Below are 13,481 nucleotides of genomic sequence, written 5' to 3'. Positions count from 1 at the left end.
CGATGCCCGGCCCGCCCCGAGAGCTGCTGCACCGGCTCTACACCACCCCGCCGGACCGGTTCGTCGCGATCCGCGACGAGGCCGCCGCCGAGGCGCGCCGGGCCGGCGACCCGAAGACCGCCCGGGAGATCGCCCGGCTGCGTCGCCCCACCGTGGCCGCCTGGCTGGTCAACCTGCTCGCCATCCGCCGCCCCGAGCTGGTCGCCGACCTGGCCCAGCTCGCCGAGGCGCTGCGGTCCGCCCAGCGCGAACTGCGCGGGCCCCGGCTGCGGGAGCTGTCCGCCCAGCGGCGGGCGGTGGTCGGCGCGCTCGTCGCCGAGGTGCGCAAGCTGGCGGCCGAGGCCGAGGGGGCGCCGTCGGCCGGGAAGCTGCCGCTGGCCGAGGTGGAGGGCACCCTCAACGCCGCGCTCTCCGACACCGAGGTCGCCGAGCAGGTCCGCTCCGGCCGGCTGCTGCGGGCCGCCAACTACGCCGGGTTCGGGGAGGTTCCCCGCCCGCAGTTGCGCCTGGTGACCGGCGGCGAGGAGCCGGAACCGGAGCCCCGGCCCGAGCCGGCCGGGAAGCGGAAGGCCGGCGCCGACCGGGCCGCCCTCCGCGCCGAGCAGGCGGAACGAGCGGCCCGGGCGGAACGGGCCCGCCGGCGGCGGGCGCTGGAGAAGGAGCTGGCGAAGGCGCGTACCGACCAGGAACGGGCCGAGGCGGAGCTGGCCGACGCGACGGCGGCCGAGCGCGACGGCGCCGCCGCCCTGGACGCGATCGAGGCGGAGCTGGCCGAGCTGGAGCGGCGGCGGGCCGTCGCCGAGCAGGACCTGAGCCGGGCGAAGCTCGCCCGCCGCGGGGCGGAACGGACGGCCACCGCCGCCCGCCGCCGCGCCGGCGAGGTCGAGGCGGCGGTCGAGGCCCTCGACGCCGAAGAGGGGGATGCCGAGCCGGGCGACGACGCGGCAGACTGACCCCCGTGGAGGGACGGGTCGACCCGGGAACGGACGGATGACGCCGGAGCAGGTCGCCGCGGCCAGCAAGCCCGTGGTGCTCGAACTCGGTGACGCGTTCACCCGCTGCCCGGCCACCCTGCGCCGGGCCCGGCTGCTCGGGATCTCCGGCTGGGCGTTCTACGTCACCGGCCGGGCCGGCGCCCTCGGGGACGTCCGGGCCGAGACGGTCGCCGCCGCCCTCGGCTTCCTCGCTCCCGACGCGGTCGCCGACGGATGGGACGCGGCCCTGCGCACCGTCCGGCCGGTCGAGGTGGCCGCCGCCACCCTCGCCGAGTGCTGCCGCTGGGGCGACGAGCACCTCGACGCCCTCCCCGGGGCGGGTCGGCTCGCGGCGCTGCTCGGCCGGGCCGTCGAGGCGGCGGACGCCAGCGGCATGCCGCTCTTCGCCGCGTGGCGGGCGATGCCGGTGCCGGAGCGCACCGCCGGCGCCCGGGCGGCCGTCGGCCTGCGCCTGCTCCGGGAGCACTTCGCCGGGGCGTACCTGCTCGCCGTCCGGGCCGGCGGGATGACTCCGCTGGAGGCCGTGCTCGCCGGGCCGGAGGGGGAGGCGGGCGCGGTGGCCTGCGGCTGGCAACCGCCGTACCCGCCGGTCGGGCCGCTGGTCCGGCGGCGCCTCTGGGCCGAAGCGGTGACCGACCGGTTGGTCTCGCCGGCGTTCGCGGCACTCGGCCCGGCGGACGGCGCCGAGCTGGTGGACCTGCTCTTCGCGACCCGGGCCCACCTGGCGGGCCGGGGCTGAGCCCGGTTCCGCCCGCACCCCGGACCGGTACGGGCCGACGCCCGGCGCCCGGCCGGCGTGACCTGGGGCCGCGCGAAATTCGGCGGCGTTCCGGCGCCCCGCCTGTCAGGATCGCCCCCGTGACTCTCCCCGCCGGCTGGCACGCCCGCCGCCCCACCCTGGACGACGTCCCGGCGATCCTGGCCGTGGTGCACGCCGCCGACACCTTCGCCGTCGGCTACCCCGACTTCGACGCCGAGGACGTCACGGCCGCGCTGACCGCGCCGTTCTTCGACCCGGCGCGCGACTCGTGGCTGGTCACCGACCCGGAGGGCGTGGTCGTGGCCTGGGCGACGCTGGACAACCCGACCGGCGTGGGGCGCGAGTTCGTCGAGGTGTACGTGGACCCGGAGCGCGGCGCCGACGTGCGTGCGCCGCTGCTCGCCCGGCAGCTCGACCGCGTCGCCGAACGCGCCGCCGAGCGGGGTGTGCCGGCGATGACCGTCCGCACCGCCGGTTTCGCCCCCGAGACGCGTTGGGCGGCGGAGCTGGCCGAGGCCGGGTTCACCCTCGCCAAGCGGTACGTGCGGATGCGCCGGCCGCTGGCCGGGCTGCCCGCCGAGCCGCCGCCCCCGCCCGGGGTGACCGTCCGCCCGCTGCGCGGCGACGACGAGGCCGACCTGCGCGAGTTCCACCGGATCTTCGACATCGCGTTCCGGGACACTCCGGACTACGAGCCGGTCGGGTTCGACCGCTGGCGGCAGCAGGTCGCCCAGCACGGCACCACCTGGGACGAGTGGTTCGTCGCCGAGGTCGACGGGGTACGGGCCGGCGTGCTCCAGTCCTCGGACCAGGCGCTGGAGCAGAACGAGGGCTTCGTACGCAGCCTGTCGGTGCTGCCGGCGTACCGGCGGCGGGGGGTGGGGGCGGCGCTGCTGTGGCGGGCCTTCACCGTCTATTCCACCAAGGGCCGGGAGTCCGCCGGGCTGGGCGTGGACCTGACCAACCCGACCGCCCCGGTCACGCTCTACCGCTCCGTGGGGCTGCGCGAGGTGCGCTGGACCGACATGTACGAGTTGGTCGTTCCCGCCACGGGTGTGTGATTGACGACCCCGGCCGGGGCCGGATCGTGGCGACGGTCCGCCCGGTAGCAGACTGGGGGCCGTGGGAAACGCGCTGGGCCGACGAGCCGCGTCAGGCAGACGCGGTGCCGGTGGGGCGGGACCGCAGATCGGTGACGTAGTCGTCCGGCGCGCCCGCCTTCTCGGCGGCGTTCGCGATCTCCGACAGGTACCACGAGGTGGGCAGGCCGCCCTCGTAGCCGTCGAAGACGTAGACCCACGCGGTCACGTCCCCGTCGAGGGTGGAGACGCGCACGTGCAGCTTGCGGTACGTGCCGGCGGTCACCCCCTCGATCTCGTCGAGCTGGGCGGCGTCGTAGGGGTGGATGTCGTAGAGCGCCACGAACACCCGGTCGCCGGGGGACTCGACGACGGTGCTGACCGCGCCCTCCCAGCCGATCACGTCCTCGCCCGCGAAGGTGAGCCGCCAGCCTTCCAGCCAGCCGGTGCCCACCATCGGCGAATGCGGGCAGTAGGCGCGCATGCGGGCGGGGTCGAGGTTTGAGCCGTAGGCGGCGTAATGACGCACGGCGATGACGATAGCCCGCCCGCCGGGTGGGGGAGAATACGACGGTGCGTGTCGGACGCGTTCGGGAGAAGAAAGTCACTGTGAGCACTGACGAAGGGCGAGCGCTGTGAGCCGGATCGTGATCATCGGCGGCGGACCGGCGGGCTACGAGGCCGCCCTGGTCGCCGCGCAGCTTGACGCCGACGTCACCGTCGTCGAGGCCGAGGGCGCCGGCGGGGCCTGCGTGCTCTCCGACTGCGTCCCGTCGAAGACCTTCATCGCCAGCTCCGAGGTGGTGACCGGCTACCGGGACACCGAGGAGTTCGGGGTGCACTCCGACGGGCTGGAGGCCGTCACCGTCGACGCCCGGGCGGTGCACGAGCGGGTCAAGCGCCTCGCGCTGGCCCAGTCCGCCGACATCCACGCCAAGCTGGTCAAGGCGGGGGTGACCTTCGTCGCGGGCACCGCCCGGCTCGGCGAGGACACGCTCGGCCACACCCACCGCGTGGTCGTCACCCCGGCCGACGGCGGCGGGGAACAGGCGATCGACGCGTCGACCGTGCTGATCGCCACCGGCGCCACCCCGCGCCAACTGCCCACCGCCGTACCCGACGGCGAGCGCATCCTGACCTGGCGCCAGGTGTACGACCTGCCGGAGCTGCCCGAGCACCTGGTCGTGGTCGGTTCCGGCGTCACGGGCGCCGAGTTCGCCAGCGCCTACCTCGCGATGGGCGTCCAGGTGACCCTGGTCTCCAGCCGCGACCGGGTGATGCCGCACGAGGACGCCGACGCGGCGATGGCCATCGAGCGGGTCTTCCGCAACCGGGGCATGAGCATCCTGAACAACTCCCGGGCCGACGCCGTGCGCCGCACCGCCGACGGGGTGGAGGTCGAGCTCTCCGACGGCCGGAAGGTGTCCGGCTCGCACGCGCTGATCGCGGTCGGCTCGATCCCCAACACCGCCGACCTGGGCCTGGCCGAGTACGGCGTCGAGCTGGCCCGGGGCGGGTACGTCACCGTCGACCGGGTCTCCCGCACCAACGTGCCCGGCATCTACGCCGCCGGCGACTGCACCGGCGTGCTGCCGCTGGCCAGCGTCGCCGCCATGCAGGGCCGGATCGCGATGTGGCACGCGCTCGGCGAGGCCGTCCGGCCGCTGCGGCTGCGTACCGTCGCGGCGAACGTGTTCACCGACCCGGAGCTGGCCACCGTCGGCGTCTCGCAGGACGAGGTCGACGCGGGCAAGGTGCCGGCCCGGCAGGTCATGCTGCCGCTGGACGGCAACGCCCGCGCGAAGATGGACGGCCTCGCCGACGGCTTCGTCAAGCTCTTCTGCCGACCGGCGAGCGGCCAGGTGATCGGCGGCGTGGTGGTGGCGCCGAAGGCGAGCGAGCTGATCCTGCCGATCACCATGGCGGTGGAGAACAACCTCACGGTCAACGAGCTGGCCCAGACCATCACGATCTACCCGAGCCTGTCCGGCTCGGTCACCGAGGCCGCCCGCCAGCTCATGCTCCACGAGCTGGAGTGACCCGGCCGCCCGGGAGGTCGGCCGTGGGCGACCGGCGGAGCAGGGTGACCGCGACGACGGCGAGCACGGCGACCTCGGCGAGGATCAGCAGCCGCTCGACCAGCCCGAGCAGCAGCCGGTCGCCCGGGTAGGCCGACCAGACCATCGCCGCGGCGAGGGCCAGGCTGACCAGGGTGAGCCCGCGGACCGCGCGGGCGACGGCCGGCAGCCGGGCCGCGAGCAGCCAGCCGGCGAGCGGCAGCGCCAGGAAGGCGACCACCGAGGCGTACCGGTGGACGTAGGCGGCGGTGTCCATGGGCAGGCCGGGCTCGTTCGTCGGCACGACCGCGGCCAGCAGCAGCCCGCCGATCCAGGCGGCCAGGAGCAGCTCGGCGGCCCGCCCCGGGCGGGCGGCGGGGGAGCGGTGCGCGCGCCGCAGGGCGGGCAGGAGCACGGCGGTGGCCGCGGCGAGCACGACCATGGCCGCGTCGATCATGCCGCCGCGGTCGGAGACCGCGAAGTCGCTGACGGTCAGTGCCCAGGGGTCCAGGTCGTCGTTCACCTCGACGTGGCCGATCACGGCGAGCAGCGCCGCCACGGCGATCCCGCCGAGGGCCAGCAGTCCACTGTTCCGGGTACCAGGCATGCCTCAGCCTGTCCCGCCGGGGACCCCAGACGGATCCGGGCGGGCCACCGAGATCGGTCCCGGGGACCACCCCTAGGCGGCCGGGGTGGGTCAGTCCGCCCCGGGAACGTCCGCCCGCGCCCCGACGACGACCGGCACCGCCGGATCCGGCCCGGCCGCCCGCCGGGCGCCGACGACGGTCATGGCCCAGCCCGCCGCCGCGAACCCGGCCGCCGCCACCGCCGCGATCACCGCCAGCCGCCACGCCGACTCGGTCAGCGCCGTCCCGCCCAGGTGCCCGACCAGCCCGCCGTACGTCGCCCAGCCCAGCGCCGCCAGGCCCTCGTAGAGCAGGAACAGCCGGTACGGGTACCGGCTGCGGCCGGCCGAGAAGCAGGCCGCCATCCGGCCGCCCGGCACGAAGCGGCAGAGCAGGATGACGAGCGGGCCGGGCCGGCGCAGCCCCTGGGTGACCCGGCTGGCGACCCGTCGGGCCCGGCCCGGCGCGACGTCGCGCGGCGGCCGGCGGTCGGGTGCGCCCCGCCCGAGCAGGTAGCAGGCGAGGTCTCCGGCGAAGACGCCGAGCGCGCCGACGGCGATGGTCACCGGCAGGTTCAGCCCGCCGTACACGGTCAGGGCGCCGCTGGTGATCATGACGACCTGGGTGGGGATCACCGGGACGAAGGCGTCGGCGATCAGCAGCCCGAGCAGCGCGAGGTACGCCCAGGTCGGCGACGCGACCTCAGTGAGTAGTTCGGGCACCACTGCCACCTCGCCGGATGGGGCCGATCGGTGTGTCGAGCCTGACGGCGTGTCCGGCGTCACCGGGCACGGCCCTGGCTCGTGGTGACCGCCGACACGGCAGGGCTACCCGGGACCAACGAGCGGGCGTCGGCGAAGGTGACGCGACGGCGTACCGCCGAGGGTCGGCGGATCGGCGTCGGTCGGCGTACCGTTGTCGGCGCGCGGCCCCACCACCGTCGGGTCCCCCGTTCTCGACGACCGGGCCGCCGCGGGCCGCCGGCAGGTCCCGTGCCGGCGGCCCGCCCCCGTTCCGCGGGCCGTCCGCTCCCGCGACCCCGGGCAGGGCGCGAGGTGCCGCGCCGCCCGCGAAAAACCGGCTGCCGCCCCCGCGCGGGCGGGCGTACCGTCGCCGCATGAGCGGTGCGGTGCTGACGACGACGCCGGGAGACCCCGGCGCGCCGCACTGACCTGACCGTCGACGAGGCCCCGGGGCGATCCGCCCCGGGGCCTCGTGGCGTCCGGTGACCGGGTCGCTTCCGGGTCGTACCCGATCAAGGAGCGCGACATGATCGACCACCGCAGGCTCGGCCGGGAGCTGGACCTGTTCGTCTCCGACCCACTGGCCGGCGCCGGACTGCCGCTCTGGCTGCCGGCCGGTGCCGCCGCCCGGCACGCCGTCGAGGAGTACGTCCGCGACCTGGAGCGCCGGGCCGGCTACCGGCACGTGCACACCCCGCCGCTGGGCAAACGGGAGCTGTTCGAGCTCTCCGGCCACCTCGGCTACTTCGCCGACGACATGTTCCCCCCGATGCGGCTCTCCGCCGACGACGAGTTCGTGTTGCGCCCGGCGCTCTGCCCGCACCACGCCCTCGTCTACCGGGCCCGGGGCCGCTCCTACCGGGAACTGCCGCTGCGGATCGCCGAGCTGGGCGGCATGTACCGGGCCGAGCGCTCGGGGGTGCTCGGCGGGCTGTCCCGGGTGCGGGCCATCTCGCTCAACGACGCGCACAACTTCTGCGCCTTGGAGCAGGTGGGCGAGGAGGTGGCGGAGATCCTCCGGCTGATCCGCGAGGCGCACGCCGCGCTCGGCGTACGGCCGGCGGGGTTCCGGCTGTCGCTGCGGGGGCCGGGGGAGAAGTACGTCGGGGACGACGAGCAGTGGGCGCGGGCCGAGGAACTGCTCCGCGCCGCGCTCGACGGGGTGGAGTTCACCGAGGCCCCGGGGGAGGCGGCGTTCTACGGGCCGAAGATCGACATCCAGGTGTTGGACGCCGCCGGGCGGGAGTCCACCCTCTCCACCGTCCAGCTCGACTTCGACAAGCCGGAGCGGTTCGACCTGTCGTACACCGACCCGACCGGGGGGCGGCGTCGACCGGTGATGGTGCACCGCAGCCTCGTCGGCAGCATGGAGCGGCTGTTCGCGTACCTGATCGAGGTGCACGAGGGCGCCTTCCCCGCCTGGTACGCCCCGGTGCAGCTGGTCGTGTTGCCGGTCGGGGACGACCAGGCCGGGGCGGCGGCCCGGCTCGCCCGGAACGCGCTCGCGGCGGGGCTGCGGGTCGAGGTGGAGTCGGCCGGCTCGCTGGGTGCCCGCATCCGCGACGCCGCCCGCGCCCGGGTCCCGTACGCCGCCGTGATCGGCCCCCGCGAGGCGGCCGAGGGCGACGTCTCGCTGCGCCTGCGCGGCGGCCGCGCCCTGGACCCGATGCCCGCCGCCGACGCCCTCCGGCTGATCGGCGCGGTCGTGGCCGGGCGCGGCGCGACCCTCCTCCCGGCGCACTGAGCCTCCGCCCGGCCCCGGCCCCGTCGCCCGGCCGCTCGTCGCGGCCGGGCGGTCTGTCGTCACGGCGACCACCGTCACAGCGACGCGGGCTCGGGGTCGGGCCGGGCGGCGGCGGTGAACTGCGACCGGTACAGCCGGTGGTACGCGCCCCGCGCGGCCAGCAGTTCGTCGTGCGTGCCCTGCTCCACGATCCGGCCGTCCTCCATCATCAGGATCAGGTCGGCGTCGCGGATGGTGGAGAGCCGGTGCGCGATGACGAAGCTGGTGCGGTCCGAGCGCAGGGCGGCCATCGCCCGCTGGAGCAGCACCTCGGTGCGGGTGTCCACGGAGCTGGTCGCCTCGTCCAGGATCAGCAGCGACGGCTCGGCGAGGAACGCCCGGGCGATGGTGATGAGCTGCTTCTCGCCGGCGCTGACGTTGCTGCCCTCCTCGTCGATCACCGTGTCGTAGCCGTCGGGGAGGCTGCGCACGAACCGGTCCACGAAGGTCGCCCGGGCCGCGGCCAGGATCTCCTCCTCGGTCGCGTCCGGCCGGCCGTAGGCGATGTTGTCGCGGATGGTGCCGCCGAAGAGCCAGGTGTCCTGGAGCACCATCCCGACCCGGCCGCGCAGGTCGTCGCGGCGCATCGTGGTGATGTCCACGCCGTCCAGGGTGATCCGGCCGGCGTCCAGCTCGTAGAAGCGCATGACCAGGTTGACCAGGGTGGTCTTGCCGGCCCCGGTCGGCCCGACGATGGCGACGGTGTGCCCGGGCTCGGCGACCAGCGACAGGTCCTCGATCAGCGGCTTGTCCGGGGCGTACCGGAAGGAGACGTGCTGGAACTCGACGCGGCCGTGCGGGTCGGTCACCCGGGCCGGCTCGGCCGGGTCGGGGCTCTGCTCCTCGGCGTCGAGCACCGCGAAGACCCGCTCGGCGGAGGCCACCCCGGACTGGAGCAGGTTCGCCATCGAGGCGACCTGGGTGAGCGGCTGGGTGAACTGCCGGGAGTACTGGATGAACGCCTGCACGTCGCCGAGGCTCATCGACCCCGACGCCACCCGCAGGCCGCCGACCACGGCGATCGCCACGTAGCTGAGGTTCCCGACGAACATCATCGCCGGCATGATGATCCCGGAGACGAACTGGGCGCCGAAGCTGGCCCGGAACAGCTCCTCGTTCTTGGCGGTGAAGGCGGCCTCCACCTCGCGCTGCCGGCCGAAGACCTTGACCAGCTCGTGGCCGGTGAACGCCTCCTCGATCTGGCCGTTCAGCTCGCCGGTGTGCGTCCACTGGGCGATGAACTGCGCCTGCGACCGCTTGGCGATCGCGCCGGTGACGACGACCGACACCGGCACCGCGACCAGCGCCACCAGGGCCAGCAACGGCGAGATCCAGAACATCATGGCCAGCACGCCGACCACGGTGAGCAGCGAGGTGAGCAACTGGCTCAGGGTCTGCTGGAGGCTGGTCGAGATGTTGTCGATGTCGTTGGTGACCCGGCTGAGCAGCTCGCCGCGGGGCTGCCGGTCGAAGTAGGGCAGCGGCAGCCGGTTGAGCTTGTCCTCCACGTCGGCGCGCAGCCGCAGCACGGTCCGCTGCACCACGCCGGTGAGCAGCCAGCCCTGCCACCACATCAGCGCGCTGGCCGCCAGGTAGAGGCCGAGCGCCAGCAGCAGCACCCGCGCCAGCGCGGCGAAGTCGATGCCCACGCCGGGCACCACGTCCATCCGCGCGAGCATGTCGGCGAAGCTGTCGTTGCCGGCCGCCCGGGCCGCGGCCACCGCCTGGTCGGCGGTGGTGCCCGCCGGCAGCTGCCGGCCGATCACCCCGGTGAAGATCAGGTCGGTGGCGTGCCCGAGCACCTTCGGCCCGACCACGCTCAGCCCGACGCTGACCACCGCCAGCGCGATCACCGCGACGAGCGCGAGGCGGTCCGGGCGCAGCCGGCGCAGCAGCCGCCGGGCCGACGGCCCGAAGTTCATCGACCGCTCGGCGGGCATCCCGGCCCCCGCCCACGGCGGGCCGCCACGCTGCCCGCCGCTCGGCAGCCGCTTCGGCGTCCGCGCGTCGGCGGCCGGCTTCTGCTGTGGTACGGCGCTCACGCGGCCACCTCGCTCCGCTCGGCGGCGGCGCGAGGCGCCACGCTGCTGTGCCCGATGGTTCGCTTGCTCACGCCGCCACCCCCGCCGTGTTCTGCGACGCCACGATCTCGGCGTACGTCGGGCAGGTGTCCAGCAACTCGTCGTGTCGGCCCATCCCGACCACGCCCCCGTCCTCCAACACGATGATCTGGTCGGCCTCGACGATCGTGGAGACCCGCTGCGCCACGATCACCACGGCGGCGTCCGCGGTGACCGGCCGCAGCGCCGCCCGCAGCCGCGCGTCGGTGCCGAGGTCGAGCGCGGAGAAGGAGTCGTCGAAGAGGTAGATCTCCGGCCGGCGCACCAGGGCCCGGGCGATCGCGAGCCGCTGCCGCTGCCCGCCGGAGACGTTCGTGCCGCCCTGCGCGATCGGCGACGCCAGCCCCTCGGGCATCGCCTCGACGAAGTCCCGCGCCTGGGCGATCTCCAGCGCGTCCCAGAGTTCTGCGTCGGTCGCGTCCGGGTTGCCGTAGCGCAGGTTGCTCGCCACCGTCCCGGTGAACAGGTAGGGCTTCTGCGGCACCAGCCCGATCCGGCGCCACAGCTCGTCCGGCGCCAGGTCGCGGACGTCGACGCCGTCGACCAGCACGGTGCCGGCGGTCACGTCGACCAGCCGGGGGACGAGCGTCAGCAGCGTGGTCTTGCCCGCGCCGGTGCTGCCGATGACCGCCGTGGTGGTCCCCGGCGTCACCCGGAAGGACACGTCCCGCAACACCGGTGCGGCGGCCCCCGGATACCGGAACGACACGTCGCGCAGCTCCAGCTCGCCGCGCGTGGACACCTCGGTGACCGGGCGGGGCGCCGGCACCACCGAGGAGTCGGTGTCCAGCACCTCGACGATCCGCTCCGCGCAGACCGCCGCGCGGGGCACCATCATCAGCATGAAGGTGGCCATCATGACGGCCATCAGGATCTGCATCAGGTACTGCAGGAAGGCGGTGAGGGCGCCGACCTGGATCGCCCCGGCGTCGACGCGCTGGGCGCCGAACCAGAGCACCGCGACGCTGGAGACGTTGAGCACCAGCATCACCACGGGTAAGATCAACGCCATCAGGCGGCCGGTGCGCAGGGCGGTCGCGGTGAGGTCGGCGTTCGCGGTGGCGAAGCGCTCCGTCTCGTACGGCTCCCGGACGAACGCCCGGACCACCCGGATGCCGGTGATCTGCTCCCGCAGCACCCGGTTGACCGAGTCGATCCGGGTCTGCATGAGCCGGAAGCCCGGCACCATCCGCCGGATGATCAGCCCCAGGGCGACGGCCAGCACGGGCACGCTGACCAGCATCAGCCAGGAGAGCCCGAGATCCTCGCGCAGCGCCATCACCACGCCGCCGACGCTCATGATCGGCGCGGCGACCAGCATGGTGCAGCTCATCAGCACGAGCATCTGCACCTGCTGCACGTCGTTGGTGTTGCGGGTGATCAGCGAGGGCGCGCCGAACCGGGCCACCTCGCGGGCGGAGAAGCGGTTCACGTGCCCGAACACCGCCGCCCGCACGTCCCGGCCGAAGCCCATCGCGGTGCGTGCGCCGAGGTAGACGGCGGCGACGGAACAGACGATCTGCACCAGGCTGACCGCGAGCATCCACCCGCCGGTGCGCGTGATGTAGTCGGTGTCGCCCCGCGCCACGCCGAGGTCGATGATGTCGGCGTTGAGACTGGGCAGGTAGAGCGACGCCATCGTGCCGACGAACTGGAGCAGCAGCACCGCCGCCAGTGCCCGGCGGTAGGGGCGCAGGTGTGTGCGCAGCAGCCGGATCAACATGCCGGAGCCCCTTCCGGCGTGCCGGCGTCCCCGCTGCCGATGACCTCCAGGAGGAACTGGCGGATCACCTCCGCCTTCGCCGGGTCGGCGTCGACCGAGGTCAGCGGAGCGCCGGACCGGATCACGGCGGTCAGCGCGTCGATCCGGGCCTGGCCGGCCGGGGTGATCGCGATCCGGATGCTGCGCCGGTCGGCCTCGTCGCGCTGCCGCTCGACCAGGCCGTCGCGTTCCAGCGTGTCCACGATGCCGGTGAGGGTGGCCGGCCGGACGAAGCAGTGGTCGGCCACCGTGCGGTGCGGCAGCTCGCCGTGTTCGGCGAGGGTCATCAGGGTGGCCATCCCGGCCTGGGTGAGCCCGTGTTCCTCGGCGAGGTAGCGGTTCCACCGCTGCCCGGTGACGTGCCCGGCGACCACGAGCAGTCGCCCGAGGGGCACGTCCCGCAGCTCGATCAGTTTCATGGTGGCTAGATTAGCCCCCTGAACGTCAGGCCCCAAACGAAATTGCGAGGGCCGCGCCGACGAAGAGGACCTGTTCCGCCGTCCGTGGCCCCAGAGGGGTCGCCGGTCGGCCCCCGAGGGTCAGCCCGCGCCGCACCGCCGAGACGTTCGCCGGGAACATGGCCAGCATCAACAGGGCCAGCCCGGCCGCGGCCCAGCGGGCGGTCGCCGGCACGAGCAGCCCGGCCGCGCCCACCAGTTCCAGCACCCCGGTGACCGTGACCAGCAGGTCGGGTCGGGGGAGGACGGGCGGCACCATCGCGATCATGTCCGACCGGTAGGTGGCGGCGAAGTGTGCGAGGCCGGTCACCACGAACATCAGCGCCAGCCCCACCCGCAGCGCGGGGTGCCAGCCGTCGAGCGCGGCCACGCCGGCCAGGCCGGCCAGCCGGGCGAGCGCGGTGCCGGCCACGAGCGCGATCAGCGGAGCCATCGATACCTCCCGAGCGGGGTGAACTTGTCGCCGACAAGATTGCGCCCCGAGGTGGCATCTTGTCAATGGCAAGATAGGATCGCGGCATGACCGGAACACGCGGCTACCACCACGGCGACCTGCGTCGCGCCCTGCTCACGGCGGCGGTGTCGGTGATCGAGGAGTCCGGCCCCGGGGCGCTGAGCCTGCGCGACCTGGCCCGCCGGGCCGGCGTATCGCACGCCGCCCCGGCGCACCACTTCGGCGACAAGGCCGGCCTGCTCACCGCCCTCGCCGCCGAGGGCTTCGACCTGCTCGCCGAGGCGTTGGGCGGCGCGGAGGACCTGCTGGACAGCGGCGTCGCGTACGTCGACTTCGCCGTCCGGCACCGCGCGCACTTCGAGGTGATGTTCCGCCCGGACCTCTACCGGGCCGACGCCGACGACGTGGCGGCGGCCCGCCGGCGCGCCGGCGACGCGCTGCACGCCGGGGTCGCCGGGCTGCCCCAGGGACGCCCGACGGCGGAGGATCCGCAGGGCGACGCGCTCGCCGCCTGGTCGATCGTGCACGGCTTCGCCACGCTCTGGCTCGCCGGCGCGCTGCCGGAGCGGGTGGGCGACGACCCCCGGGCCGCCGCCCGCGAGGTCATCCGACGCCTCTTCCCCGAGGAGTGACGGCCGGCGGGG

At 74.8% G+C, this 13,481-nt stretch carries 13 protein-coding genes; 6 read left to right on the top strand and 7 right to left on the bottom strand.

What is annotated here, in order from left to right; translation table 11 throughout:
* The first annotated feature begins 2 nt into the window (after positions 1 to 2).
* From ABT006_RS06300 to ABT006_RS06290, 3 genes are all read left to right on the top strand, one after another.
* Positions 3 to 953: a hypothetical protein gene (locus ABT006_RS06300; RefSeq protein WP_350703513.1), complete on the top strand. Its 951-nt coding sequence runs from the start codon at positions 3 to 5 to the stop codon at positions 951 to 953.
* Between the two features lie 37 nt (positions 954 to 990).
* Positions 991 to 1,734, top strand: a complete 744-nt coding sequence (locus ABT006_RS06295) for an SCO6745 family protein (protein ID WP_350703511.1) — start codon at positions 991 to 993, stop codon at positions 1,732 to 1,734.
* A 119-nt stretch (positions 1,735 to 1,853) separates the two neighbouring features.
* Complete coding sequence (locus ABT006_RS06290) at positions 1,854 to 2,816, top strand: GNAT family N-acetyltransferase (RefSeq protein WP_350703509.1); 963 nt, start codon at positions 1,854 to 1,856, stop codon at positions 2,814 to 2,816.
* Positions 2,817 to 2,907: 91 nt separating this feature from the next.
* Here ABT006_RS06290 and ABT006_RS06285 read toward each other — a convergent pair whose 3' ends face one another.
* Positions 2,908 to 3,363, bottom strand: coding sequence for a gamma-glutamylcyclotransferase (locus ABT006_RS06285; RefSeq protein ID WP_350703507.1), 456 nt, complete (start codon positions 3,361 to 3,363; stop codon positions 2,908 to 2,910).
* Positions 3,364 to 3,469: 106 nt separating this feature from the next.
* On the opposite strand from ABT006_RS06285, the gene ABT006_RS06280 reads away from it, so the two are divergent.
* The gene (locus ABT006_RS06280) at positions 3,470 to 4,873 is read left to right on the top strand and encodes an NAD(P)H-quinone dehydrogenase (RefSeq protein WP_350703505.1); all 1,404 of its coding nucleotides are present in this window, start codon (positions 3,470 to 3,472) and stop codon (positions 4,871 to 4,873) included.
* Here the strand turns inward: ABT006_RS06280 and ABT006_RS06275 are convergent.
* Positions 4,851 to 5,498 (bottom strand): DUF998 domain-containing protein, encoded by a 648-nt coding sequence (locus ABT006_RS06275; RefSeq protein ID WP_350703503.1) that lies wholly within the window; start codon positions 5,496 to 5,498, stop codon positions 4,851 to 4,853. The two genes, ABT006_RS06280 and ABT006_RS06275, sit on opposite strands and share 23 nt — an antisense overlap.
* Positions 5,499 to 5,588: 90 nt before the next feature.
* A complete protein-coding gene (locus ABT006_RS06270) occupies positions 5,589 to 6,239 on the bottom strand; it encodes a DedA family protein (RefSeq protein WP_350703501.1) in 651 nt (216 codons plus the stop codon).
* 547 nt (positions 6,240 to 6,786) lie between these two features.
* Here ABT006_RS06270 and thrS point away from each other — a divergent pair.
* Positions 6,787 to 8,004: a threonine--tRNA ligase gene (gene thrS / locus ABT006_RS06265; protein ID WP_350703499.1), complete on the top strand. Its 1,218-nt coding sequence runs from the start codon at positions 6,787 to 6,789 to the stop codon at positions 8,002 to 8,004.
* Positions 8,005 to 8,078: 74 nt separating this feature from the next.
* Here the strand turns inward: thrS and ABT006_RS06260 are convergent, their stop codons facing one another.
* The 4 genes from ABT006_RS06260 to ABT006_RS06245 all read right to left on the bottom strand — a co-directional run bounded on the left by ABT006_RS06260 (position 8,079) and on the right by ABT006_RS06245 (position 12,816).
* A complete protein-coding gene (locus ABT006_RS06260) occupies positions 8,079 to 9,983 on the bottom strand; it encodes an ABC transporter ATP-binding protein (RefSeq protein ID WP_466021987.1) in 1,905 nt (634 codons plus the stop codon).
* A gap of 169 nt (positions 9,984 to 10,152) precedes the next feature.
* The gene (locus ABT006_RS06255) at positions 10,153 to 11,886 is read right to left on the bottom strand and encodes an ABC transporter ATP-binding protein (protein WP_350703495.1); all 1,734 of its coding nucleotides are present in this window, start codon (positions 11,884 to 11,886) and stop codon (positions 10,153 to 10,155) included.
* A complete protein-coding gene (locus ABT006_RS06250; protein ID WP_350703493.1) occupies positions 11,880 to 12,344 on the bottom strand; it encodes a MarR family winged helix-turn-helix transcriptional regulator in 465 nt (154 codons plus the stop codon). The genes ABT006_RS06255 and ABT006_RS06250 overlap by 7 nt, the downstream gene beginning before the upstream one ends.
* A 25-nt stretch (positions 12,345 to 12,369) precedes the next feature.
* A complete protein-coding gene (locus ABT006_RS06245; RefSeq protein ID WP_350703491.1) occupies positions 12,370 to 12,816 on the bottom strand; it encodes a DoxX family protein in 447 nt (148 codons plus the stop codon).
* An 86-nt stretch (positions 12,817 to 12,902) separates the two neighbouring features.
* Here ABT006_RS06245 and ABT006_RS06240 point away from each other — a divergent pair, with 86 nt between their 5' ends.
* Positions 12,903 to 13,469 (top strand): TetR/AcrR family transcriptional regulator, encoded by a 567-nt coding sequence (locus ABT006_RS06240; RefSeq protein WP_350703490.1) that lies wholly within the window; start codon positions 12,903 to 12,905, stop codon positions 13,467 to 13,469.
* Positions 13,470 to 13,481: the final 12 nt, after the last annotated feature.

Origin of the sequence: Micromonospora sp. NPDC002717, from assembly GCF_040295705.1 — a bacterium.
In the GTDB taxonomy this organism is placed as follows: domain Bacteria; phylum Actinomycetota; class Actinomycetes; order Mycobacteriales; family Micromonosporaceae; genus Micromonospora.
The sequence above is the reverse complement of the archived record's forward strand: the minus strand, read 5'-3'. Positions and strand labels throughout refer to the sequence as shown.

What these genes read in the sequence shown, in the direction of transcription:
- ABT006_RS06300 (WP_350703513.1), top strand. Translation starts at nt 3, where the DNA reads ATGCCCGGCCCGCCCCGAGAGCTGCTGCACCGGCTCTACACCACCCCG.
- ABT006_RS06295 (WP_350703511.1), top strand. Translation starts at nt 991, where the DNA reads ATGACGCCGGAGCAGGTCGCCGCGGCCAGCAAGCCCGTGGTGCTCGAA.
- ABT006_RS06275 (WP_350703503.1), bottom strand. Translation starts at nt 5,498, where the DNA reads ATGCCTGGTACCCGGAACAGTGGACTGCTGGCCCTCGGCGGGATCGCC.
- thrS (WP_350703499.1), top strand. Translation starts at nt 6,787, where the DNA reads ATGATCGACCACCGCAGGCTCGGCCGGGAGCTGGACCTGTTCGTCTCC.
- ABT006_RS06260 (WP_466021987.1), bottom strand. Translation starts at nt 9,983, where the DNA reads ATGCCCGCCGAGCGGTCGATGAACTTCGGGCCGTCGGCCCGGCGGCTG.
- ABT006_RS06255 (WP_350703495.1), bottom strand. Translation starts at nt 11,886, where the DNA reads ATGTTGATCCGGCTGCTGCGCACACACCTGCGCCCCTACCGCCGGGCA.
- ABT006_RS06250 (WP_350703493.1), bottom strand. Translation starts at nt 12,344, where the DNA reads ATGAAACTGATCGAGCTGCGGGACGTGCCCCTCGGGCGACTGCTCGTG.
- ABT006_RS06245 (WP_350703491.1), bottom strand. Translation starts at nt 12,816, where the DNA reads ATGGCTCCGCTGATCGCGCTCGTGGCCGGCACCGCGCTCGCCCGGCTG.
- ABT006_RS06240 (WP_350703490.1), top strand. Translation starts at nt 12,903, where the DNA reads ATGACCGGAACACGCGGCTACCACCACGGCGACCTGCGTCGCGCCCTG.